The sequence below is a fragment of the Ruegeria sp. BG10 genome, from assembly GCF_056538575.1.
The window spans coordinates 59,047-80,304 of record NZ_JBQFTI010000007.1; the positions used below are offsets into that span (position 1 = coordinate 59,047).

Genomic DNA, 21,258 nt, shown 5'->3' on the forward strand with positions numbered 1-21,258 from the left:
CCGTTCCCTGTTTTCCCCGACCGTGTTGCTGGCGCTGGCGCTGATGACGGTCATCGTGATGATGATCCTGCCGATGCCCGCCTGGGTGCTGGATGTGGGACTGGCGGCGTCCTTTGCACTGGCGATCCTGATCTTCACCCTGACGCTGTTTATCGAACGGCCGCTGGATTTCTCGTCCTTCCCGACGATCCTGCTGGCGTCGCTGATGCTGCGGCTGTCGCTGAACGTATCCTCGACCAAGCTGATCATCGGTCAGGGGCACACCGGGCCGGGCGCCGCCGGGGACGTGATCGAAGGCTTTGCCAATTTCGTCATGGGCGGCAGCATTTTCCTGGGTCTGGTGGTGTTCGGGGTTCTGCTGATCGTGAATTTCATGGTCATCACCAAAGGCGCCGCCCGCATGGCCGAGGTCGGCGCGCGCTTTGCCTTGGACGGGATGCCGGGCAAGCAGCTTGCCATCGACAGCGACATGTCCGCCGGGGCCATCGACCATCAGCAGGCCAAGGAACGGCGTGAGCGCGAACAGCAGGAGACGACCTTTTTCGGCTCGCTCGACGGTGCCTCGAAATTCGTCAAGGGCGACGCGATTGCCGGGCTGCTGATCACGCTGCTGAACCTTGTGATGGGTCTGATCATGGGCGTGATCGTGCACGGGATGCCTGTATCCTCGGCGTTTGAGACCTATGCCATCCTGACCGTCGGCGACGGGCTGGTGTCGCAGATCCCCGCGGTGATCATCTCGATCGCTTCCGCACTGCTGCTGGCGCGGGGCGGGACACAAGGGGCGACCGACAGCGCGATATTCTCGCAATTGGGGCGGCACCCCGCCGCGTTGGCGACGGTTGCGGTTCTGATGGTCCTGTTCGCGCTGGTGCCCGGCCTGCCGTTTCTGCCCTTTATTCTGGGTGCGGGCGTGCTGGGTTACGCGGCTTATTACGTGCAGCGCAAGCAAAAGGCCGAGGCGGCCGAGGCCCTGACCACAGCGCCGCAGGATGAGGCCCCGATCTCTCAGGCCATCGGCGACATTCTGGATCTGGACGATGTGCATCTTGAGTTCGCCCCCGATCTGGTCAGCATGGTGCTGAACCCCGGCACCGGCCTGGACGCGCGGATCGCCAATATGCGGACCTATGTCGCCTCCAGCTTTGGGTTGATCCTGCCGGATATCCGGCTGACCGACCGGGCTGAGCTGCCCATGGGCACCTATGTCGTCAAGGTGCAGGGGGTCGAGCAGGCCCGCGGTGTTCTGAACCCCGATCTGGTTCTGGCGCTGGTGCAGGACGGCCATGACCTGCTGCCCGAGGGCAATGATGTGACAGAACCGGTCTACGGCGCCCCCGCCCGCTGGATCCTGCCCAAGGATCAGGAAGCTGCAGCGATGAGCGGGGCGACGATTGTCTCGCCGCCCGAAATCCTGGCCACTCATCTGCTGGAGATCATCAAACAGAATTTCTCGCGCCTACTGACCCTGAAATCCCTGCGCCGTCTGCTGTCCGAGATGGCGCGGCTCAGCGATCCGGTTCGGGCCGAAGCAAACCGCAAGCTGTTGGACGAACTGATCCCCGACAAGGTGCCGATCAACACGCTGCACGCGGTTCTGCGTCTGCTGCTGGATGAAAAGGTGTCGATCCGAAACATGGCCCTGATCCTGGAAAGCGTGGCCGAGGCACGGCTGACCACCACCCAGCCCGAAGGCATTTGCGAGCTGGTCCGGCAGCGGCTGGGGTTCCAACTGGTGGCCGAAATGAGACGCGAGGATGGCTCGATTCCCCTGATTCAGCTGGCCCCGGAATGGGAAGATACCTTCGCCACCTACCAAATCGACGCGCCAAATGCCGGACTGGACGTGGCGCTGCCGCCGAACCTGTTCAACAAGCTGGCCGATGGCGTAGTCAACAGTGTGGCACAATCCGCCGATCACGGGCTGTTCCCGGCACTGGTCACATCCACCCGCCGGCGCAGGCTACTGCGCACCATCATGCACGCGCGCGGCATCACCAATCCGGTTCTCTCCTTCGAGGAAATCGGGCTCGAGGCACGCCCCGCGCTGGTCGGAACGGTGCCCGCGTGATCTCGCTGCCGCCAGAGCTTCTGCCCCAGTTGGGCGAGGGTCTGTGGCATATGTTTGCCGTCTTCCTGCGCGTCTCTGCCATGGTCTCGTTGCTGCCCGCCTTCGGGGAACGCAGCATCCCGACCCGCGTCAAGCTCGGGATCGCGGTGGCGTTCACCTTGATTGTGGCGCCTGCGGTGCAGGCTGCGGGGACCGCACCTGACCTGTTTCCATTGGCACGGATGATTGTGGTCGAGACCCTGATCGGAGGGGTTCTGGGCCTGGGCCTGCGCTTGTTCGTTCTGGCCCTGCAAACGGCCGGGTCGATTGCCGCGCAGGCGACCTCATTGTCTCAGATTCTGGGGGGCGCGGCGGCAGACCCGGTCCCTGCGATGGGATACCTGCTAACTCTGGCGGGATTGGCCTTGGCGGTGCTGCTGGGCCTGCACATTCGCGTCGCGCAGTTCCTAATCTACAGCTACTCGCTGTTTCCGATGGGTATTGCTCCGATGGCGCCCGATCTGTCGCAATGGGGCGTGCAGCAGATCACGCGCAGCTTTGGCATGGCTTTCGCGCTGGCCATGCCGTTTGTAATCGCCTCGCTGATCTATAACCTCGCGCTCGGGGTCATCAACCGCGCGATGCCGCAGTTGATGGTAGCCTTTGTCGGTGCCCCAGCCATCACCTTCGCGGGCCTGTTCCTGCTGTTTGCGGGCACTCCTCTGATCCTATCGGTGTGGTCCGATGCCATGTTCGCCTTTATGGTAAACCCGCTTGAGGGCGCACGATGAGCGGCGCGGAGGATAACAGCGACAAGTCATATGAACCGACACCGGAAAAACTCCGGAAGGCACGGGAAGAAGGCGAGGTCGCCAAATCCAACGACCTGTCCGTTGTTGCGGCGTATTCCGGTTTTCTTATCGCCTTGCTGGCCGCCGGGCAGATGGGTGTTCAACACATCGGATCGCTGTTTGTTGTCCTGATCGAGCAGTCCGGCGAAATCGGGCCTTTGCTGACCGATGGCCCGGCCGTCAACCCGGTTGGCGGGATGCTGAAGGCGGCGCTGTATTCCGTTTCCATTCTGTTCGCTCTGCCTGCCACCGCCGTATTGCTGAGCCTGATTGCCCAGCGCGCACTGGTATTTGCGCCCGGCAAGCTGAAGCCAAAGCTGTCGCGCATCTCGATCCCGTCAAACGCGAAAAACAAGTTCGGGCGGGGCGGCCTGTTCGAATTCGCCAAAAGCTTCGTGAAGCTTGCAATCTACTGCACCTGCCTGACGCTTTTCCTGCGCGCCAACCTCAGCGACATCCTGTCGGCCAGCGCCGCGCCGGCGCGGTCGTCGGTGATGCTGATGATGAACCTGTTGTTTCGCTTCCTATTCATCGTCATCGCCGTGGCGCTGGTGATCGGCGCGGTCGATTATGTGTGGCAGTACTCGGAACACATGCGCAAGAACCGGATGTCCCGCAAGGAAATTCAGGACGAGACCAAGGATGCCGAAGGCGACCCGCATGTCAAACAGCAACGCCGGCAGCGCGCGCAGGACATCGCAACGAACCAGATGATGTCGGATGTGCCGAAGGCCGATGTCGTGATCGTCAACCCGACCCATTTCGCGGTGGCGTTGAAATGGTCCAGGGCTGCAGGCTCTGCCCCGGTCTGTGTGGCCAAGGGTGTCGATGAGGTCGCCACTGCCATTCGTACGGCTGCCGCGCAGGCAGGGGTTCCGATCCACTCGGACCCGCCGACCGCACGCGCCCTTCACGCCACCATCGAGATTGGACAGGAAATCGCGGAAGACTATTACCGCCCGGTTGCGGCTGCGATCAGATTTGCCGAGGCGATGCGCAAACGAGCGAAGGGACAAATCAGATGACACCTGCGGAATTGTCCGATCTGGAACACGTGACCGAGGCAGGGTTCCAAAAGGAATACAACATATTGCGCCCCCTGATCGAGGCGGAGGCCCGGGTTCAGACCCAACTGGCCCGGCTGGATGCCCAGGCCCGCCAATGTCGCCGGGAAAGCGCGTTGGCGGATGGGTACCGCATCACCGGCACGGATGTTCTGTGGCAAGGCTGGGAATCGTCCACCCGCCGGCAGCTGAACACCCAACTGGCCCGGCTGCGGGCGCAAAAGCTCACAGCTTTGGACGCGCTGCGCGCGGCTTTTGGCCGGAAACAGGCGGTCGCAAACTTGGCGGCGGCTCAAAAAGCGACGAACCGTCGAACGCAAGGCAAGAAATCTTGGTGATCCGGGGCGCAATGCGCGCCGATGCGGTCAGGCGTCCTGGCGACTGACGCTCAGAATCAAAACCTGTGATACATCGTCGCCCAGATCCTTGCGCGCCGTTTCCAGCAGTGCCTTGCGCAACACTTTCAGATTGTCGGACTCGGTAAAGGCGCCGTCGAAACCGCCCGTGTTTGCGTGATCAAACATCACCTGCAGAAACCCGTCGCGCAGTTTGGGTTCGATCGCATAAAATGCCTCGGTCATGCCTGGCGTGATCTCAAGACTCAGCGACATGGTGACCAGAGCCGCAATACGATCCGAGTCGACCACCGGAACGACGAATTGTTTGGTCAGCTTCAGGTATTCAAACTCACCCTTGCTGTTCTCCTTGCCCGACTTCCCCGTCTTGGATTTGACCGGTTTGTCCTTCGTCGATTTGGGTTCCGAGCCAGCCTTCGCCTCTTTCGAGTCCGTCGCCGCCTGCCCGGACGGGGTCAGAAAGACGCCGGCACCTATGCCGCCGCCCAGCCCGGCCAGCAGGAATAATACGGGTACAAGTTTCTTCATCATATCCAGACCTCAATAGGGCAGCACGGCATCCAGAATCTGCTGACCGATACGCGGCTGCTGCACATCGGTGATCTGCCCGCGCCCGCCATAGGACACCCGCGCAGAGGCGATCTTGTCATAGGTGATCTCGTTCTTGCGCGAGATATCCTGTGGCCGCACATACCCGGCCACCAACAGCTCGCGCAGTTCGAAATTGACGCGCAGCTCTTGCGAGCCCGAGATAGACAGGACGCCGTTTGGCAATACGTCGATCACCGTGGCGGCAACCCGGAGGGTCAGCTTTTCCTTGCGTTTCACCGATCCTTCGCCGCTGCTTTTCGAGGACGAGTCGATCGAAACCGCTTCTTCCAGCGTAGCTCCGTCCGGCAAATGCTCGGCCGCGCGCTGGGGCAACCCGAACAGGCCAACGATCCCAAGGGCTTCGGACCCCGAACGGGACCGTTCCGTGTCATTCGAGAATTCGGCCTTCTCGTCCAGCTCGATCACCACTGTCAGGATGTCGCCCTTCTTGATCGCCCGCTGATCGCCCAACAGCGACTGCTGACCGCCACTCCATAACGAGGATCTGTCGACATTGCGCTGCGGCTGTGTGTGCAGGGGCAGACCGGGCCATAGCATCGCGACATGTTCCGGCGAATCTTCATTGGGTGTGAAACTGGGAGGCTTTCCCAGATGATCCACGCGCCCGCAGGCCGACACTGCAATCACGGCTATCCACAGCGCTTTCGATAATCCTGACATCATTTCACCTCGATTTGGCCGTCCGGCCGGATAACGCCTGTGACGGTCGACCGGGACGACAGGTTCATGACCCGGATCCGGTCACCCGCCGCGCCGCGGCCCAGCGCGCGGCCTTCGGCCGTGATCGACAGCGGGCGGCGGTCGAACACCAGGACCACCAGATCGTTGCGGTCGACAAGCGCTGGCGGTCCGAAATCGCTGCCGTGAATGGGGCGCCCGGGATACAGGGCCTTGCGGGCCTCTTGCCCGATCAGCGTTTCGGGATCGGTCACTGCACCCGGCACCTGCCGGGCGCTGACTTCCAGATCGCCTGCCGTGATGATTTCCCTGGCACGAATGGTGCGCGTCGGAACGACAATGTCGGCGCAGAGAAGAGCCGGCCAAACAAGCGACACAAACAGGGCCAGAACCCGCATCACCGCACCTGCGTGGTTGCGCCCATCATCTGATCGACGGCGGAAATGACCTTGGCGTTCATTTCATATCCCCGCTGTGCCTCAATCAACTCGGTCACCTCGCGCACCGCATCAACCGAGCTGTCTTCCAGATATCCCTGACGCATGGTGCCCAGACCGTCTTCACCCGGGGTGCCGACCACGGGCGCACCCGAGGCTTCGGTCTCCTTGAACAGGTTGCTGCCGATCGCTTCGAGCCCCTTGGCGTTCGAGAAGCTGGCCAAGGTGAACTCGCCCAATAGCTGCCCCTCCGGCGCATCATCGAAATAGGCATAGACCTCGCCCGAAGCATTGATCGAGATCGACCGGGCGTCGTCCGGTACGGTGATTTCCGGGGCCACGGCATAGCCGTCCGACGTGACGATCAGCCCTTCAGCCGAGCGTTTCAGACTGCCATCCCGTGTATAACCAGATTGTCCGTTGGCTAGTGTCACCTCCAGGTAACCGCGCCCCTCGATGGCAACATCCAGATCGCTGCCGGTTGCGGACAGCGCGCCCTGCGCCAGATGCACCGTTACCGCCGCCGGGCGCACCCCCAGCCCAAGCTGAACACCGGTTGGCAGGACCGTCCCGTCATTGGCGTTCACTGTCCCGGCCCGCGCCATCTGCTGGTAATGCAGATCCGCAAATTCCGCCCGCCGCGCGTTGTAGCCGGTGGTGTTCATGTTCGCCAGGTTGTTCGAGATCGTTTCGACCCGCATCTGCTGCGCGGTCATGCCTGTTGCCGCGATTTTCAATGCCCGCATGTCGTGCCCTCCTGTTTACAAATCACCGCATCAGCGCCTTGAGCGCGCCGCGAACTCGTTCGTCCTCGGTTTCCAGAAAACTCTGCCCCAGTTCATAGGCACGCTGGATTTCCACCAGACGGGTCACCTGTTCGATGGCATTAACGTTGGAGCCTTCGAGGAAGCGGTGCAACACCACCGGCGCGTCGACGGGATCTATGTCACCCTCTGCCCGGAATTGCGTACTGCCCTCGCGCACCAGCGTTGTTGGATCGGCCACGCGGTAGACACCGATCTGCCCCAGCAACTGGCCCTCGACGCTCAGCGTGCCGTCGCTGCCCACATCGACCGAGGCCGCGTCGGGCGGAATGAACACGGGGGCGCCGTTCGCGTCCAGCACCCGGTGCCCGTCCATCGTGACCAGATCACCCTCGGCACTTGGCGAAAACGCCCCCGCACGCGTCAGCCGGTTGCCAGCAGGTGTTTCAACCATAAAGAACCCATCGCCTTCGATGGCAAAGTCGAATTGACCGCCGGTTTCGGTCAGCACGCCCTGCTGCAATGAGGTGTTGCGCACTTCGGCCCGGCTCATCGACAGCGACGGGTTCCCCGGCATGTCGCGCACAAACTCCGAGAACACGAGCCCCTGTGCGCGGTAACCGGTGGTGTTGGCATTGGCGATATTGTTCGCCACCAGCCGCATTTCATTCATCAATCCGCTTTGACGGGACAGGGTGACATAGGCGGTATCCATCAGCGACCTCCGGCGATCAGTGGGATGAGTGTTCCTGTGAAAAACGTCACCAGCGTCTGGGTCATGAATCCCATGGAAATCCAGAACACGACGACGATGGCGATCAGCTTGGGGACGAAGGTCAGCGTCATCTCCTGCACCGAGGTCAGCGCCTGGAACAGGCCCACGACAAGGCCCGAGATCAGCGCCACCGCCAGGATCGGAACCGAGGTGATCACCGCGACCCACAGCGCCTGACGCACGATGTCATAGAAAAGACCTTCGCTAAGCATCAGGTCAGACCGGCATCCGCAGGATTTCCTGATAAGCCTCGACCACCTTGTTGCGGACTATGACGGCGGTTTCCACGGCCAGCTCGGTCTGCGCCAGTGCCTGAACCAGCGCGTGCGGATCGGCTTCACCCATCATGGACGATTGCGCCATCTGTTCACTGTGCTTCAGCGTCGCGGCAAAGTCCTGAAAACCGGACCGCACCCCCTGAAACAAGCTGGCGTGATCGGGGTCGGCCTGCGTGGCCGGGCGGGCAACGGCATAGCTCTGTGCCGCGGTCAGGGATCGGATATCCATTCTGGCGTCCTTTATTTTCTGAGGAGTTCCATCAGGCTCGACGACATCTGGCGTGTCTGGTCGATCATCTTGAGATTGGCTTCGTAGCTGCGCTGCGCTTCACGCGCATCGGCGATCTCGATCATAAGATCGACATTCGAGCCGTGGTAGTGGCCGGTGTCATCCGCCATCGGGTGGCCGGGGTCATAAATGCGCGCACCCTCGCGGCGGTCCAACGTCACCCGCCCGGCCTGCACAATCTCCTGGCCGCCCTTTTCGGCGGCCTCAAACGGAACCGTCTTGCGCCGGTAGCCCGGCGTATCGGCGTTCGAGATATTCTCGGACACATGGCGCAGCCGCGCCGCCTGCGCGCGCAGGGCGCTGGCCGAAGCGGTCAGGGAGTGGGAAAAATCGCTCATCTCTCTGCCCCTTACGCCCGGCCAAGACTGCTGCGCAGGATGTTCATGGACGACTTGTAGATGGTCAGCGCCCGGTCGTGCTGGCGCCGGACCTCCACCGCCTTCAGCATTTCTTCCTCGATGGAAACACCGTTACCGTTGGGATCGCCCGCGGGCACGGCCACGAATTCGGGCCAGGTCTGCGCGCCCGTGCCGCCATGCAGGTGACCCTGCCGCGTGGCGGTCATGGCAACTGCGCCACCTGTGTTTTCGAAGGTTTTCTGAAAAGCCTCGATATCGCGGGGCTGGTAGCCCGGCGTATCCGCGTTGGCCATGTTGCGCGCGATGATGGCCTGCCGTTGCCCGGCATGGGTTGCCATTGCGTACGCGGTCTTAAAGACGTTCAGGTCATAGAACATCGGGGCTTCTCCCTCGATCAATTTCAATCAAGGCTTAACCCCGATTCCTTTAGAAAGCGTTTTCAGAAACCCGTTGGAGACCCCACGATGTCCGATCTCGACCCTATGCTTCTGAAATGCGAATTCGACCGGCTGTCTGCCATGCGCCATATGGGTCGCGTTGCCGGCGTGGCGCGCGGCGTCATTGAAATACAGGGGTTGGAGGCACAGGCGCGGGTTGGTGATCACCTCACCCTGCAACGGCGCAGCGGACCGGATTTGCCGGGTGAGGTGCTGCATGTCGAACCGGACCGGATCCATATGATACCCGCTGCCGCGCCCGACGGGGTCAGCCTTGGGGATCGTGTGATTCTCGGTCAGACACCGGCCTTCGCGCCCGGGATGCACTGGCTGGGGCGGGTGGTTGATCCTTTTGGCAAGCCGCTTGACGGCAAACCCCTGCTGGCGGGCGCACAGGAGCGGGACATAATGCAATCCCCGCCCCCGGCAGTCGCGCGCAAACCGCTGGGGGACCGGATGGAGACCGGGCTGGCCATGCTGAACACCCTACTGCCTGTGGTGCAGGGGCAGCGGATCGGCCTGTTCGCCGGGTCCGGGGTCGGGAAATCCACCCTGCTGGCGACTCTGGCGCGATCCATGCAGGCGGATGCGGTGGTCGTGGCGCTGGTGGGCGAGCGCGGGCGCGAAGTGAATGAGTTTGTCGGTCACGCGCTGGGGGCCGAAGGGATGAAGCGCTCGGTCGTGGTGGCGGCAACATCCGACCAGTCGGCCCTGGCGCGCAGGCGGTGCGCGTGGTCGGCCATGTCGGTGGCGGAATATCTGCGCGATCAGGGGCTGAACGTCCTGCTTCTGGCCGATTCCGTCACGCGGTTTGCCGAGGCGCACCGGGAAATCGCCGTCGCGATGGGCGAGCAAGCGTCGCTGCGGGGGTTTCCGCCATCCGTCACCCCTCTGATCGCAAGGCTGTGCGAACGGGCGGGGCCAGGTACGGCGGATCAGGGCGACATCACCGCTGTGTTCAGCGTTCTGGTTGCCGGGTCGGATATGGACGAACCGGTGGCCGATATCCTGCGCGGCGTACTGGACGGGCATATCGTGCTGAGCCGCGAGATAGCGGAGCGCGGGCGCTTCCCCGCCATCGACCTCAGCCGTTCGGTCTCGCGCAGCCTGCCGGGCGCCGCGACGGAAGAGGAAAACCGGATGATCGCGGACACCCGCAGGCTGGTCGGCAGCTACGAACAATCCGAGGTGATGATCAAGGCCGGCCTTTATGCCGAAGGCGCGGACCCGCTGCTGGATCAGGCGGTGCGTGTCCATGATGATCTGGATGCGTTCTTCGGCAAGCCTGAATCGGATGGGATCCAAAACAGTTTCAACCATTTGCAACTGATCCTGCGCCGCGCCAACACCGGATTGCCACGCTAGAGAATCAAGACAGTTTTAAGTGTTAAGCCCGCCTTAAGACCTGCGCTGCTACCCCGGTAGCCGGGTGATAATAAGGTGGTGGAGATGGGTGCGCACACAAACGCGGCGCCGGTCATCATCAAGAAGAAACGTGTGTCAGGTGGCGATGGTCACCACGGCGGTGCGTGGAAAGTCGCGTATGCAGACTTTGTCACGGCCATGATGGCGTTCTTCATGTTGATGTGGCTGCTGAACGCAACGACCGAAAAGCAACGCAAGGGGCTAGCGGATTACTTCTCGCCGACGATTCCGGTCAACCCGGTGTCGGGCGGCGGCGACGGGGCCTTTGGCGGCAACAATATGTTCTCTGAACAGACTATGGTGATGGATGGGTCGGGCGCCGCAAAACGCCACCCCACCGTGGCCAGACAGGCGCGCGGGTCAATTGGCGTGACCCCGGAGGGCGGTCAGGAGATGTCCGAGGATTTTTCCACACTTGAGGCCCAGCTTCTGGGCCGGACCGGGGAAAGCATGGTGTCGGACAAGGTGTTCAAACACATCATCACGCGTGTCACCGACGAGGGGCTGGTGGTCGAGCTGTTCGACACCGACGATCAGCCGTTGTTCGAATCGGGAACCGACAAGCCCACGGCGATGATGCGTGCACTGGCGCTGCTGGTGGCGCGGTCCTCGGATCTTGTGACCAATGATGTGGCCGTCGAAGGGCATGTCAGCGCCTCGCCGGTGGTTCTGGCCTACGACCCGTCCTGGGATACATCGACCGCGCGCGCGCAGGCGGTGCGCCGGATGCTGCAGGACAAGGGCGTTGCGCCGCCAAGGCTGGATCGCGTCACCGGGCATGCTGACCGGGAGTTGTCGGACGAAAACCCGATGGCCGCCCGCAACAACAGGATCGAGATCATCTTCCTGCGCAATTCCTGAGTGCAAAAGGATAGGCGGCATTTTACCTGTTAGCCCGCTGTTAAGGCGCAGCGCGTTACCTGTTGCATCAAGGATTGACGCAACAGAAGGGCGTGCAAATGACAATTTCCTCTTCGCTGAATGCCGGTGTGGCCGCGTTGAAGGCCAATGCCAACCGACTGGCCACCATTTCGGACAATATCGCGAACTCCTCGACATTTGGATACAAGCGGGTTGAAACGGATTTTCATTCAATGGTGACGTCCGGCCAGGGCGGAAGCTATTCGGCGGGCGGTGTCAGAACCACCAGCCAGCGCCTGATCGACCAACGCGGGCCGCTGGTCACGACCAACAACTCGACCGATCTGGCGGTACGCGGGCGTGGCATGCTGCCGGTGCGCCCCAGCTCGCAGATCGCCGGCGGGTCCAACGAAATGCTGCTGACCACGACCGGATCGTTCCGCACCAATGAGGAAGGGTATCTGGTGACGGAATCCGGCCTTGTCCTGCTGGGCTGGCGGGCAAATGCCGATGGCACGATTCCCTCGGTCCCGCGCGATACGCCAGCGGCGCTGGAACCCGTCCAGCTGAGCGTCAATCAACTGTCCGGCTCACCGACCACCCAGATGAACCTGCGCATGAACCTGCCGGCAACCGCCACTGATGCCGGGGCCGCAGGGGACACTCAGCCCTTGTCGGTCGAATATTTTGACAATCTGGGCAAATCCGAAAGCGTGGATATCGAGCTTGTGCCGACTGTGCCCGCTGCGGGAACCAGCAACGAATGGACCATGATCCTGCGCGATTCGGCCTCGGGCGGCGCGGTCATCGGCGAATACACCCTGACCTTTACCGACAGCCGGACGGCAGGCGGCACCCTGGCCAGTGTCGCGGCGGTATCGGGTGGTGCCTACGACCCGGCCACCGGCAGCGTTCTGGTCAACGTCGCGGGCGGCCCGATGGAGATCAATATCGGTCAGATCGGGGATGCGGACGGGATCACACAGCTATCCGATACCTTCGCGCCGGTGTCGATCACGCGCGACGGTTCGGCCGTGGGAACGATGACCAGCGTGCAGGTCGACGAAAACGGCTATGTCTACGCGTTCTACGATACCGGTGTCAGCCGCCGGATGTATCAGATTCCGCTGGCGGATGTGCCCAATCCGAACGGATTGACCGCGCTGGACAGTCAGACATACGCGCCGTCGCGGGAAAGCGGGACATTCTTTCTGTGGAACGCGGGCGAGGGTCCGACCGGCGATCTTGTTTCCTTCGCGCGCGAGGAATCCACCACCGACGTCGCGACCGAGCTGACTTCGATGATCCAGACCCAGCGCGCCTATTCCTCAAGCGCCAAGGTCATTCAGACAGTGGACGAGATGCTGCAGGAAACCACAAACATCAAACGCTGATTTGAGTTTTGACCCGGAAAGGGGGCCTGCCTCATGAACATGTCGACAGCACTCAGCAACGCCTTGGGCGGGCTGACGGCCGCCAGCCGCGGTGCCTCGGTCGTATCGGGAAATATCGCAAACGCTCTGACGCCCGGCTACGCCCGCAGGTCGCTGGAGCTGGCAACAAACACGATTTCGGGCCATGGGGTGCGCACGGTCGGGGTGGTGCGGCATCAGGACCCGGTCCTGACCGCCAATCGCCGCGCAACCGATGCGGATCTGGCGCAGCAGACCGCCCTGGCCGATTTTCACACCCGGTTGGACAGCCTGGTGGGGTCCGCGGATGACGCAACATCGCTTGCGGCACGGCTGGCGGAATTCGACAGCAGCCTGATCACCGCGGCCAGCCTGCCCGACTCGGCCGAGCGGCTGGATCAGGTCGCCCGCACCGGGCGCGACCTGGCCACAAGCCTCAACGCCGCGTCCGAAGGGGTGCGGCAGATGCGCTCCGACGCCGATCGCATGATCGGCAAGCAGGTCGACAGGCTGAACCAGACGCTCAGCGACATCGAGGATCTGAACGCCAAGATCCCGGCAATCAAATACGCGGGCGGTGACATCGGTGCCCTGCTGGACCAGCGGCAGGTGCTGATCGATCAGGTCAACGAACTGGTGCCTGTGAATGTGGTGCCCCGGGCCAACGATCAGGTCTCGCTATATTCGGATGGCGGGCTGATCCTGCTGGAATCCACGGCGGCGGAGTTCTCATTTGCGACGACCGGTGACACCAAACCCCACATGACGGTGGCCAACGGCCTGCTGTCCGGGTTGGAGATGAACGGAAACCCTGTGCGCATCAGCGGAGAGTCAGCGCAGATTCGCGGCGGGGCACTTATGGCGCAGTTTCAGGTGCGCGACGAGCTGGCCGTCGAAGCACAGGGTCATCTGGACATTCTTGCCCGCGACCTGATCGAGCGGTTCGAAACCCCCGGTCTGGACCCGACAGCGCTGCCCACGGATCCGGGTCTGTTCACCGATGATGGCAACCGGTTCGACGTGACTGCCCCGGCCGGGCTGGCGGGGCGTATCAGCCTGAACGCGATCGTCGATCCTGACAGCAGCGGCGACAGCTGGCGATTGCGTGCCGGGCTGGGTTCGGCGGTTCCCGGCAACCCGGGTGATGCCACGCAGTTGCGGGCCTTCAGTGCCATTCTGGGCGATGCAAGGCCGGTGGCCGGGTCGGTTTTTGGCACTGGTGACATGCGCGCCGGCGATGTTGCCGAAGCGCTGCTGTCCCGAACCGGCGCGGCGGCCCATACCGCCCGCCAACGTCTGACTTTTGCCAACAGCGCCCAGCTGGAAATGGCTCAGATCGAAGCCGAACGGGGTGTGGACACGGATCAGGAATTGCAACGCCTGATGCAGATCGAACAGACCTATGCCGCAAATGCTCGGATCATCTCGGTGGTGGATGAGCTGATGGATACATTGTTGAGGTTGTGATGGTAAACATGACGTCTATCGGTGATCTGGCCAGGGGCATGACCCTGCGAACCCGATCAACGGATATCAAAACTCAGATCGAAACCCTGTCCTACGAACTGTCTTCGGGGAAGGTGCAGGATGTGTCCGGCCGTCTGGATGGCGACTATTCGCATCTGCTGGATCTGGAACGCAGCTTGTCCAGGCTGGACGCCTTCAAGGTCTCGACGGCCGAGGCGGGCTTGTTCACCGACGCCATGCAGCTGAGCCTGACCACCGTGAACGACTCGGTGACCGAGTTCGCCGCTTCTTTGTTGTCTTTTGGAACATCGAATCAGGCTGTTTCGCATGAAAACGCGTCCGTGCAGGCCCGGAATGAGCTGGATACGATCATGTCCGCGCTGAACGCGCGCGCGGGCGGGCGCAGCCTGTTTTCAGGTGTCGCCACGGATGTGTCGCCGCTGCCATCGGCAGACACGCTAATTACTGCATTGGAGGCTGAGCTGACCGGTCTGACGACGGCGTCTGATATCCGCCAGGCCGCCGAGGACTGGTTCAACGACCCGGCAGGTTTTGATGCGGTGATCTATCAGGGTTCGGGCACATCGCTGGCACCGATGCAGATTTCCGAGCATGAATCGGTCTCTCTGCCTCTCACCGCAACCGATCCCGCGATCAAGGACGTTCTGCGGAACATCGCCGTCGCCGCCGTGGTATCTGACAACGCCCTTGCGTTACCGCCGGACCAGCGCACCGCCCTGTTCACACAACTGGGCGTCGATCTGGCCAATACCCAGAACGAGGTCGTGAACCTGCGCGCGCAGATCGGCGCGGCTGAGGCAAGGATCGAGCAGGCCGCCTCGCGCAACAGCGCGGCCCGGACAAGCCTGGAATACAGCCGGAATGAACTGATCGCTGCCGATCCATATGACACGGCCGCGCAGCTTCAGACTGTCCAGTTTCAGTTAGAGAGCCTGTATTCCGTCACCGTTCGCAACGCGAACCTGTCGCTGGTGAATTTCCTGAGATGAGGGTTCTGGTTTTCCTTTTGGTGCTACTGCCATCCATGCTGTCCGCCGGCACGATCCGGCTTAAAGATCTTGTGGATTTCGACGGGGTGCGGGGCAATGATCTGGTGGGATACGGTCTGGTCGTCGGGCTGAACGGCACCGGCGACGGGCTGAGAAACGCGCCCTTTACCGAAGAGATCATGTCGAACATCCTTGAACGACTGGGCGTGAATGTCACGGGAGAGGATTTTCGCCCCAAGAATGTCGCCGCCGTTCTGGTGACGGCCAGCCTGCCGCCTTTTGCGCGCGTTGGCGGGCAGATCGACGTGACCGTCTCTGCCATCGGGGATTCCAAAAGCCTGCTGGGCGGGACCCTGATCATGACGCCACTCAACGCGGCGGACGGCCAGATCTATGCAGTTGCGCAGGGCACGGTTCTGGCCGGTGGCGCGGTCGCTGAGGGTGAGGCCGCCTCGGTCGTGCGGGGCGTGCCCACATCGGGGGTGATCCCGTCCGGCGCGCGGGTCGAGCGCGAGATCGATTTTGACCTGTCTGCCCTTACGCAGATGCGGCTGGCCCTGCGGGACCCCGATTTTACCACCGCAAGCCGTATCGAGGCCGCGATCAACACCGAGTTCAACCGGGCCGTCGCCATCATGCGGGACTCCGGCACCGTCGAGCTGAATATCGCCGCAACTCAGTCGATTTCCACGGCCCATGCGCTGGGGCGGATCGAGAATATACTGGTCGAACCCGAAACCAAGGCCCGGGTTGTTGTCGATCAGCGCTCGGGCACGATCGTCATGGGGCAGGAGGTGCGAATCTCACGCGTGGCCGTGTCACAGGGCAACCTGACCCTGACGGTGGAAGAAGCGCCCATTGCCGTGCAGCCCAATCCGTTTGCACGCGGCGAAACCGTCATTGTCCCCCGCACCATCGCCGGGATCGAGGAAGAGGAAGGCACTGGTCTGGCCGAGATACCCGAAGCCACCACATTGTCCGAGGTCGTGGCCGGGCTGAACGCGCTAGGCGTGTCCCCCCGCGACATGATCGACATTCTGAAAACCATCAAGGCCGCGGGTGTACTGCATGCCGAGTTCGTCGTGCGATAGACCGCGCGACACCAAGGGAATCTCGGGATCAGATAACCTGTGCCGTCACTTGGCCTTCCAGCTGTCCAGCCAGCGCCTGAACCTGCTGCCCCGTTCCTCGATCGCGTCACCGGCGGCGTAGAGCCCGTCTTCGACGCTTTCCAGCATCGGGTCGATGCGACGTTGCCGGAACCGGCGCCAACGCACCCAAATCGCCCAGACAATGGCAAAGAACACGGTCAGGAAAACGATGTTGAACCACGGGATCAACCGCACATCCGGCCCCTCCACATGTTTGATCGAGACCGCGTTGGGAAAGATCGACATGAACTCATTCCGCCACCCGTAATGTGTGACAACCACCCAGTCCGGGTCATCCTTGTCCGAAATCGCGTCATTGGCTTCGGTATACAGGTTCGCGGTGTCGAATTTGAAATAGGGCGGCCACCCCCAGCTTGTGTCCTCATTCCGGTAGACGATCGGCTTGCCGTTTGCGCGCACGGCCTGAATGAATTGCACGTCGCGGTTTGACAGGCTAGTGGATTGATCATCGGGCTCGGACCAGAAGATCCGGGTCCAGTCATTCAGGTCCTGCCGTTCCTCATAGGTGTTCACGATCCGCACGATATCGCGCTGCGGCAGCGAATATTGCAGGATCACGGCAATCGTGCCCCAGAAAACGATGATGAACGCCCATTTCAGAAAGGCCATGCCGTAACCCTCACATGTAATTCACAATATAGATCAGCGCGCCAATCGCCACCCAAGGCACGATATAGACGCCCAGGATCAGTTTGCGCCGGAACGAATTGTCATAGACGTGCAAACCACGTTCGACAAATGCCTGTTTATTGCCCTGTTTGCCTTTCTCGTCCCACCAGCTCTCCAGCTTGCGGCGGCGCACGTTGCGCGAATAGAGAGACAGCGCAAAATACGCAATCGTCTGGATCACCAGCAGGATCAGAAACAGGCGTAACGCTCCGAACATCTTACCCTTTCCTCACCGCGCCCCAGGGCCCGACACGGGCAATCACCGCATCGCTGATCCGGTCTTCACCGCTCATGTCCGGTTCATGGCCGAACAAAGCCGCGCGGGCGCCAGCCTTGTCCACCTGATACTCGCGCGCGAGGAAGTCAGCAACATAGACTTTCTTCGCCTCCATCCAGGTCGCATAGGTCCGATAGAACAATTCCTTATGGCAGATGAACATCTGGCGCGGGTCCAGCGGGGCGAGCTCGGCCAGCAGCATGTTCACCAGATCGCGATGCGGCGTATCGGCGGCGCGCAGCGTGTAGAAATAAGCCGGATGATCCGAAGTGATGCGCGGCCACGGACCGCCATCCCTGGCCCAGCGCAGCAATTGAGCCAGCCCGTGATAGGCTTCGGGCAGTCGATCTGCATGATTGCGGGCCAGCCGCCGCATGTCGCCCCGGTCCAGCCCGGTCAAGTCGACGCCCGCATCCGCCGCGGCGTCGACGGTCAGGAAATCCATCTTCTGTTGCAGGATCGCGGCGGCATCCACACCACGCGCTTCAATGATCGTTTCGACCAGATCATTGTAACTCAGGAACTTGGCGATCTGGTTCCGCTGCGACGGGTCGAATTTGTATTTTATCGGCAGATCGTCGGGCTTGTCGCCCATGCAGATCGCCGCCGGATGGTCGAGATCGGGAAACAGATACAGCCCGCCGTAATGCGCCGTCCAGAAATTGCGCTGCTCAAACGCGGTATGGTGCAGGCGGACGGGGTTGCGGGTGACGTCGCCGGTTTCCTTGGCCGTCTCGATCATTTTTGCGATCAGCACATCGTCGAACCAGGCATCCTCTTCGGTTTTGAACTGCTCGACCATGCCCGCCAATTGCTGGGCCTTGCGCAGCGTTCCGCCGGCAGTGTCGGCCTCGATCTCGATCTTGCGCAGGTTCAGCAGGTCGCGCGGGGTGGTGAGTTTGATGACCGAGTTCACCAGCTCTCCGGCCACCGCATCGGTGGCGGTCAGGGCAAACAGCTGCGCCTCATTCATCTCGATGAATTCGCGCAGGATATCGCGCGAGGTCGAGAATTTGACGTTCAGCAAAGGCGCGCGTTTCTGCTCGGTCGTCAGCAGGATGAACTGCCGGTTGACCCCGTTAGGGTTTAGGTAGAGCTCATCCTCCAGCTCGATCCCCACCTCTGGCGAATAGCCCGAGATATCGACATGGAAATCCGTCAGCGCCGTGGTCTTGCCCGCCAGATGCTGCAACGCGCGGTTATACCGCTCGACCAGAGCCGGGCTGGAGATGTGGACGAGGTTGCCGAACATCAGGCCTTTTTCGATGAGGCGGATCATGCGTGAACCACACTCAGACCCAAAAGGTCCAAAAACAATGTGTAAGATTGAACAATATGAAGATTTCTAACCCGTTGCCGATCTGCTTCGGATAATGTGTCGAAGTCTTCAATAATCACTTTCAACAGCTCATTGATTTCGTCGACACGTTCTACATCAAATCGTTGATTGGTATACTTTGATCCATTTGTCTCGTTGTTTTCGATTGTACGTGACAGATCTTCTAGCTCATAGTTGAAATGCTTTATGATGACATCTGTGTTCTGATCATCTGCGAGTTCAGTTCCAAGAGTAAATTTTGAAAACTGCAAGCTGGAATCAGGTCGCTCGATATCTACTTCAACTAGTAGCTTCGGTTTCTTCACCAATCGTTCAGCTAATCCCTTTAGTCTCTCTTCTAACAATTTGCCCGCTTGGTGATCCCGGCGGGATTGTTGTTCATCTCGGAATATTTCGGCCTGAGCTCGCAAGACTTCAACTTGTTGCTGATGCGCTTCTCTGCTGAGCTTCAATTCATCCCGAGTTGCTGCAAGTTCCCTTCTCTGCTCAGCCAATTCCAAGCTTTGAAGCCAAACCGTTACGATGATCCAGATGAAAGCTAAGGTTCCCGCGAACCCCGCAAGAGTGTCTCCTACCTCGTTCGGGCTCGCGGACAAGAAAGTGTGATACTTCGACTTACACGCCCCATCTGGCTGACAATACTCCTGAGCGCCGATCCAACTACCAAATAAGACAACGACAGCTGTCGCGGTCAGCCCCCAAAAAACTGGATGGCCCCAAATTCGGCTCATTAAACTTCCTTCCCCTCCAGATATCGCCGCTTGGCCTCTTCCATCCGGCCCATCTCGCGGACGGCGTTCTCGATGGCGACCTCGTCGCTCTTGTCGGCATAGCGGAATTCGCTGTCGGCGTAGCGGTTGATCTCCTGCATCACCATCTCGACCGTGATCGGCTGGCGCAGGTCCTCGATCATCGCTTTCTTGGTGTCGTAGTCCCGGAACAGGAACAGGTCGGGGTTTTCCATCCACTCGTCGGGCAGTTCGAAATCCATCGCACGGACCTTGACCGCGTCGGTGATGTTCTTGATCGCGCGGCCGGTGAAACGCTCATCCGCGGCCTGGATCGCCTTGAGGTAGGTGCCCAGCTTGGCAATCGTGTCCATCTGGCCGATCTCGCCGGACACCCGGTCATAGACCTGCAGCAAGGCATCCTCATGCGGGCGGGAATGGCTTTCGAAACTGGCGGCGACGGCTTTTTTGATTTCCTGCGCGGCATAGGCTTCGTGCTCACCCAGCGGGATGTCGTGGTTGCGGCCCATCAGCAGGTGCAGGATGTCGATGTAATCCTCGCGCGTCTGCGGCCCGTCCACCAGGAACCGCGCGCCCGCCCGCTGGCGCAGGGCGTCGTCCACATTCTCGGGGTAGTTCGAGAACATCCCAAAGGTGCAATTGCCGCGCACGACGGTGTTGGCCCCCGCAAAGCTCTCCATCAGCACAGCAGTGATTTCCAACTGCCCGGCACTGGACTGCCGGTCGCCGCGTTTGCCCGCCAGTTGGTCGATATCATCGATGGTGCCGAAGCCGATGACCGAGGGGTCGATGATCGTGTTGATAAACGCTTTGGCGTTCTGGCCGGATTTACCCTGATAGCTGTCGATATTGTCAGTGCTCAGGTTCTGATAGCGGAACGGGTAGCCCGCGTTCTGGCAATAGTCGTTGATCAGCCCGGCCATCATCTGGATCAGTGTGGTCTTGCCGGTCCCCGGCTTGCCGTCGCCCATGAAGGTAAAGATGAACCCGCCAAGATCGGCAAACGGGTTCAGGCGGCGGTCGAAGTCATAGGCCATTACCATCTTGGCCAGTTTCATCGCCTGATACTTGGCGATATGGTTGCCGACCACCTCGTTCGGTTTCTTGAACGTCATGGTCAGAGTGGTGGATTTCGCCTTGGATGCCGGTTCAAATCCGCGGATCGTCAGATCGTCAGCCTCAATATGCCAGGCGGCGTTCTGGAACGGGGCCAGATGGCCTGCGGACTGGGCGCGCAGGGCGGCCTTCTCCATCAGTTGTTCGGCATAGGCGCTGGTGGCCGCGATCAGGTTGGCGTCGTCGGGCGCGTGTTTGGCAAGGGTTTGGTCCAACTCCCACAGCGCGCCGTGCAGGGCAAGCTGGCCATTGTCGGTCAGGACCTCTTCGATCTCACCGATATCGACGGTGGTTTCGCCCAGATGCGAGGACATCAGATAAGCCAGAGCGTTGCCAAACACATGCGCAGTGATCAGAGCTTCAGCCGTCAGAAGTTCCGAGAACTCGGTCTTGCGGGCGGCGGGCAAATCCCCGGCCAGATTCGCCCGCTTCAGATCCGCCAGAGGGGTCTGCTCCGCATAGGCCTCGGCCACGGCCAGAGCAATGGCGATGGCACGGCGGATGGCCTGCTGCGTGGTGGCCTGAGGCGGCGAGACCAGCGTATCGCGATCATCCGAGGCCTCGATCCGTTCGACCAGATGCACCCCGTCAGCACGCACGGTTCGGCGCGTCACCAACCCCGGCGTCGTGGAACGGAAACGCCGGCCGGTGGACACACCCGGGGATCGTTCGACCGCCGCCTCAACCGCCTTGGCAATGCGCGGCGCGTGCTCGAACCCGTTCAGCAAGGCGGTCGCGGCCGGATAGTGCTTGCGAATATCCGCCTCGCGTAATTCCATCTGATCTGACGTCAAACTCATCTCAAAATCGC

24 protein-coding genes are annotated in these 21,258 nt (G+C 61.3%); 10 read left to right on the forward strand and 14 right to left on the reverse strand.

All coding sequences use genetic code 11. From position 1 onward, the window contains the following. Positions 1 to 43 precede the first annotated feature (43 nt). From flhA to ACR0D8_RS19910, 4 genes are read left to right on the forward strand one after another with little or no spacing between them, the layout of a single operon-like run. Complete coding sequence (gene flhA, locus ACR0D8_RS19895; RefSeq protein ID WP_480649346.1) at positions 44 to 2,071, forward strand: flagellar biosynthesis protein FlhA; 2,028 nt, start codon at positions 44 to 46, stop codon at positions 2,069 to 2,071. Beyond that, complete coding sequence (locus ACR0D8_RS19900; protein WP_480649147.1) at positions 2,068 to 2,841, forward strand: flagellar biosynthetic protein FliR; 774 nt, start codon at positions 2,068 to 2,070, stop codon at positions 2,839 to 2,841. The genes flhA and ACR0D8_RS19900 overlap by 4 nt, the downstream gene beginning before the upstream one ends. Then, positions 2,838 to 3,926: a flagellar type III secretion system protein FlhB gene (gene flhB / locus ACR0D8_RS19905; RefSeq protein WP_480649149.1), complete on the forward strand. Its 1,089-nt coding sequence runs from the start codon at positions 2,838 to 2,840 to the stop codon at positions 3,924 to 3,926. Before ACR0D8_RS19900 ends, flhB begins: the two co-directional genes overlap by 4 nt. Continuing rightward, complete coding sequence (locus tag ACR0D8_RS19910) at positions 3,923 to 4,303, forward strand: hypothetical protein (RefSeq protein ID WP_480649151.1); 381 nt, start codon at positions 3,923 to 3,925, stop codon at positions 4,301 to 4,303. The genes flhB and ACR0D8_RS19910 overlap by 4 nt, the downstream gene beginning before the upstream one ends. Before the next feature lie 27 nt (positions 4,304 to 4,330). Here the strand turns inward: ACR0D8_RS19910 and ACR0D8_RS19915 are convergent, their stop codons facing one another. From ACR0D8_RS19915 to ACR0D8_RS19955, 9 genes are read right to left on the reverse strand one after another with little or no spacing between them, the layout of a single operon-like run. Further along, positions 4,331 to 4,852 (reverse strand): flagellar basal body-associated protein FliL, encoded by a 522-nt coding sequence (locus ACR0D8_RS19915; RefSeq protein WP_480649153.1) that lies wholly within the window; start codon positions 4,850 to 4,852, stop codon positions 4,331 to 4,333. A 9-nt stretch (positions 4,853 to 4,861) separates the two neighbouring features. Beyond that, the gene (flgH, locus tag ACR0D8_RS19920) at positions 4,862 to 5,593 is read right to left on the reverse strand and encodes a flagellar basal body L-ring protein FlgH (protein WP_480649155.1); all 732 of its coding nucleotides are present in this window, start codon (positions 5,591 to 5,593) and stop codon (positions 4,862 to 4,864) included. After that, complete coding sequence (gene flgA / locus ACR0D8_RS19925; protein ID WP_480649157.1) at positions 5,593 to 6,009, reverse strand: flagellar basal body P-ring formation chaperone FlgA; 417 nt, start codon at positions 6,007 to 6,009, stop codon at positions 5,593 to 5,595. Before flgA ends, flgH begins: the two co-directional genes overlap by 1 nt. Next, a complete protein-coding gene (gene flgG, locus ACR0D8_RS19930; RefSeq protein WP_480649158.1) occupies positions 6,009 to 6,794 on the reverse strand; it encodes a flagellar basal-body rod protein FlgG in 786 nt (261 codons plus the stop codon). The genes flgA and flgG overlap by 1 nt, the downstream gene beginning before the upstream one ends. Before the next feature lie 22 nt (positions 6,795 to 6,816). Further along, on the reverse strand, positions 6,817 to 7,527 hold the full coding sequence (locus ACR0D8_RS19935) for a flagellar hook-basal body complex protein (protein WP_480649160.1): 711 nt from the start codon (positions 7,525 to 7,527) through the stop codon (positions 6,817 to 6,819). Next, complete coding sequence (locus ACR0D8_RS19940) at positions 7,527 to 7,799, reverse strand: flagellar biosynthetic protein FliQ (RefSeq protein ID WP_475155322.1); 273 nt, start codon at positions 7,797 to 7,799, stop codon at positions 7,527 to 7,529. The genes ACR0D8_RS19935 and ACR0D8_RS19940 overlap by 1 nt, the downstream gene beginning before the upstream one ends. 4 nt (positions 7,800 to 7,803) lie before the next feature. Then, the gene (gene fliE, locus ACR0D8_RS19945; protein WP_480649162.1) at positions 7,804 to 8,094 is read right to left on the reverse strand and encodes a flagellar hook-basal body complex protein FliE; all 291 of its coding nucleotides are present in this window, start codon (positions 8,092 to 8,094) and stop codon (positions 7,804 to 7,806) included. Between the two features lie 11 nt (positions 8,095 to 8,105). Then, entirely contained in the window at positions 8,106 to 8,492 is a 387-nt protein-coding gene (gene flgC / locus ACR0D8_RS19950) for a flagellar basal body rod protein FlgC (protein WP_480649164.1), read from the reverse strand. Positions 8,493 to 8,503: 11 nt separating this feature from the next. Beyond that, complete coding sequence (locus ACR0D8_RS19955; protein ID WP_480649166.1) at positions 8,504 to 8,890, reverse strand: FlgB family protein; 387 nt, start codon at positions 8,888 to 8,890, stop codon at positions 8,504 to 8,506. A gap of 87 nt (positions 8,891 to 8,977) precedes the next feature. Between ACR0D8_RS19955 and ACR0D8_RS19960 the strand changes: the two genes are divergently transcribed. The 6 genes from ACR0D8_RS19960 to ACR0D8_RS19985 all read left to right on the forward strand — a co-directional run bounded on the left by ACR0D8_RS19960 (position 8,978) and on the right by ACR0D8_RS19985 (position 16,216). Next, positions 8,978 to 10,315, forward strand: a complete 1,338-nt coding sequence (locus ACR0D8_RS19960) for a FliI/YscN family ATPase (protein WP_480649168.1) — start codon at positions 8,978 to 8,980, stop codon at positions 10,313 to 10,315. A gap of 84 nt (positions 10,316 to 10,399) precedes the next feature. Beyond that, entirely contained in the window at positions 10,400 to 11,236 is an 837-nt protein-coding gene (locus tag ACR0D8_RS19965) for a flagellar motor protein MotB (protein ID WP_480649170.1), read from the forward strand. Between the two features lie 98 nt (positions 11,237 to 11,334). Next, the gene (locus ACR0D8_RS19970) at positions 11,335 to 12,630 is read left to right on the forward strand and encodes a flagellar hook protein FlgE (RefSeq protein WP_475155349.1); all 1,296 of its coding nucleotides are present in this window, start codon (positions 11,335 to 11,337) and stop codon (positions 12,628 to 12,630) included. Between the two features lie 33 nt (positions 12,631 to 12,663). Continuing rightward, a complete protein-coding gene (gene flgK / locus ACR0D8_RS19975; RefSeq protein WP_480649172.1) occupies positions 12,664 to 14,115 on the forward strand; it encodes a flagellar hook-associated protein FlgK in 1,452 nt (483 codons plus the stop codon). Positions 14,116 to 14,123: 8 nt separating this feature from the next. Continuing rightward, positions 14,124 to 15,125, forward strand: a complete 1,002-nt coding sequence (locus tag ACR0D8_RS19980) for a flagellin (protein ID WP_480649174.1) — start codon at positions 14,124 to 14,126, stop codon at positions 15,123 to 15,125. Then, the gene (locus ACR0D8_RS19985; protein ID WP_480649176.1) at positions 15,122 to 16,216 is read left to right on the forward strand and encodes a flagellar basal body P-ring protein FlgI; all 1,095 of its coding nucleotides are present in this window, start codon (positions 15,122 to 15,124) and stop codon (positions 16,214 to 16,216) included. The genes ACR0D8_RS19980 and ACR0D8_RS19985 overlap by 4 nt, the downstream gene beginning before the upstream one ends. Positions 16,217 to 16,261: 45 nt before the next feature. Here ACR0D8_RS19985 and ACR0D8_RS19990 read toward each other — a convergent pair whose 3' ends face one another. Genes ACR0D8_RS19990 through ACR0D8_RS20010 form a run of 5 tightly spaced genes read right to left on the reverse strand, consistent with a single transcriptional unit; the run spans position 16,262 to position 21,247 of the window. After that, positions 16,262 to 16,906, reverse strand: coding sequence for a DUF1523 family protein (locus ACR0D8_RS19990; protein WP_480649178.1), 645 nt, complete (start codon positions 16,904 to 16,906; stop codon positions 16,262 to 16,264). A gap of 10 nt (positions 16,907 to 16,916) precedes the next feature. Next, a complete protein-coding gene (locus ACR0D8_RS19995) occupies positions 16,917 to 17,183 on the reverse strand; it encodes a hypothetical protein (RefSeq protein ID WP_480649180.1) in 267 nt (88 codons plus the stop codon). A gap of 1 nt (position 17,184) precedes the next feature. After that, positions 17,185 to 18,522, reverse strand: a complete 1,338-nt coding sequence (locus ACR0D8_RS20000) for a DUF6638 family protein (protein ID WP_480649182.1) — start codon at positions 18,520 to 18,522, stop codon at positions 17,185 to 17,187. Next, positions 18,519 to 19,313, reverse strand: a complete 795-nt coding sequence (locus ACR0D8_RS20005; RefSeq protein ID WP_480649184.1) for a hypothetical protein — start codon at positions 19,311 to 19,313, stop codon at positions 18,519 to 18,521. The genes ACR0D8_RS20000 and ACR0D8_RS20005 overlap by 4 nt, the downstream gene beginning before the upstream one ends. Further along, the gene (locus ACR0D8_RS20010) at positions 19,313 to 21,247 is read right to left on the reverse strand and encodes an AAA family ATPase (protein ID WP_480649186.1); all 1,935 of its coding nucleotides are present in this window, start codon (positions 21,245 to 21,247) and stop codon (positions 19,313 to 19,315) included. Before ACR0D8_RS20010 ends, ACR0D8_RS20005 begins: the two co-directional genes overlap by 1 nt. Positions 21,248 to 21,258 lie beyond the last annotated feature (11 nt).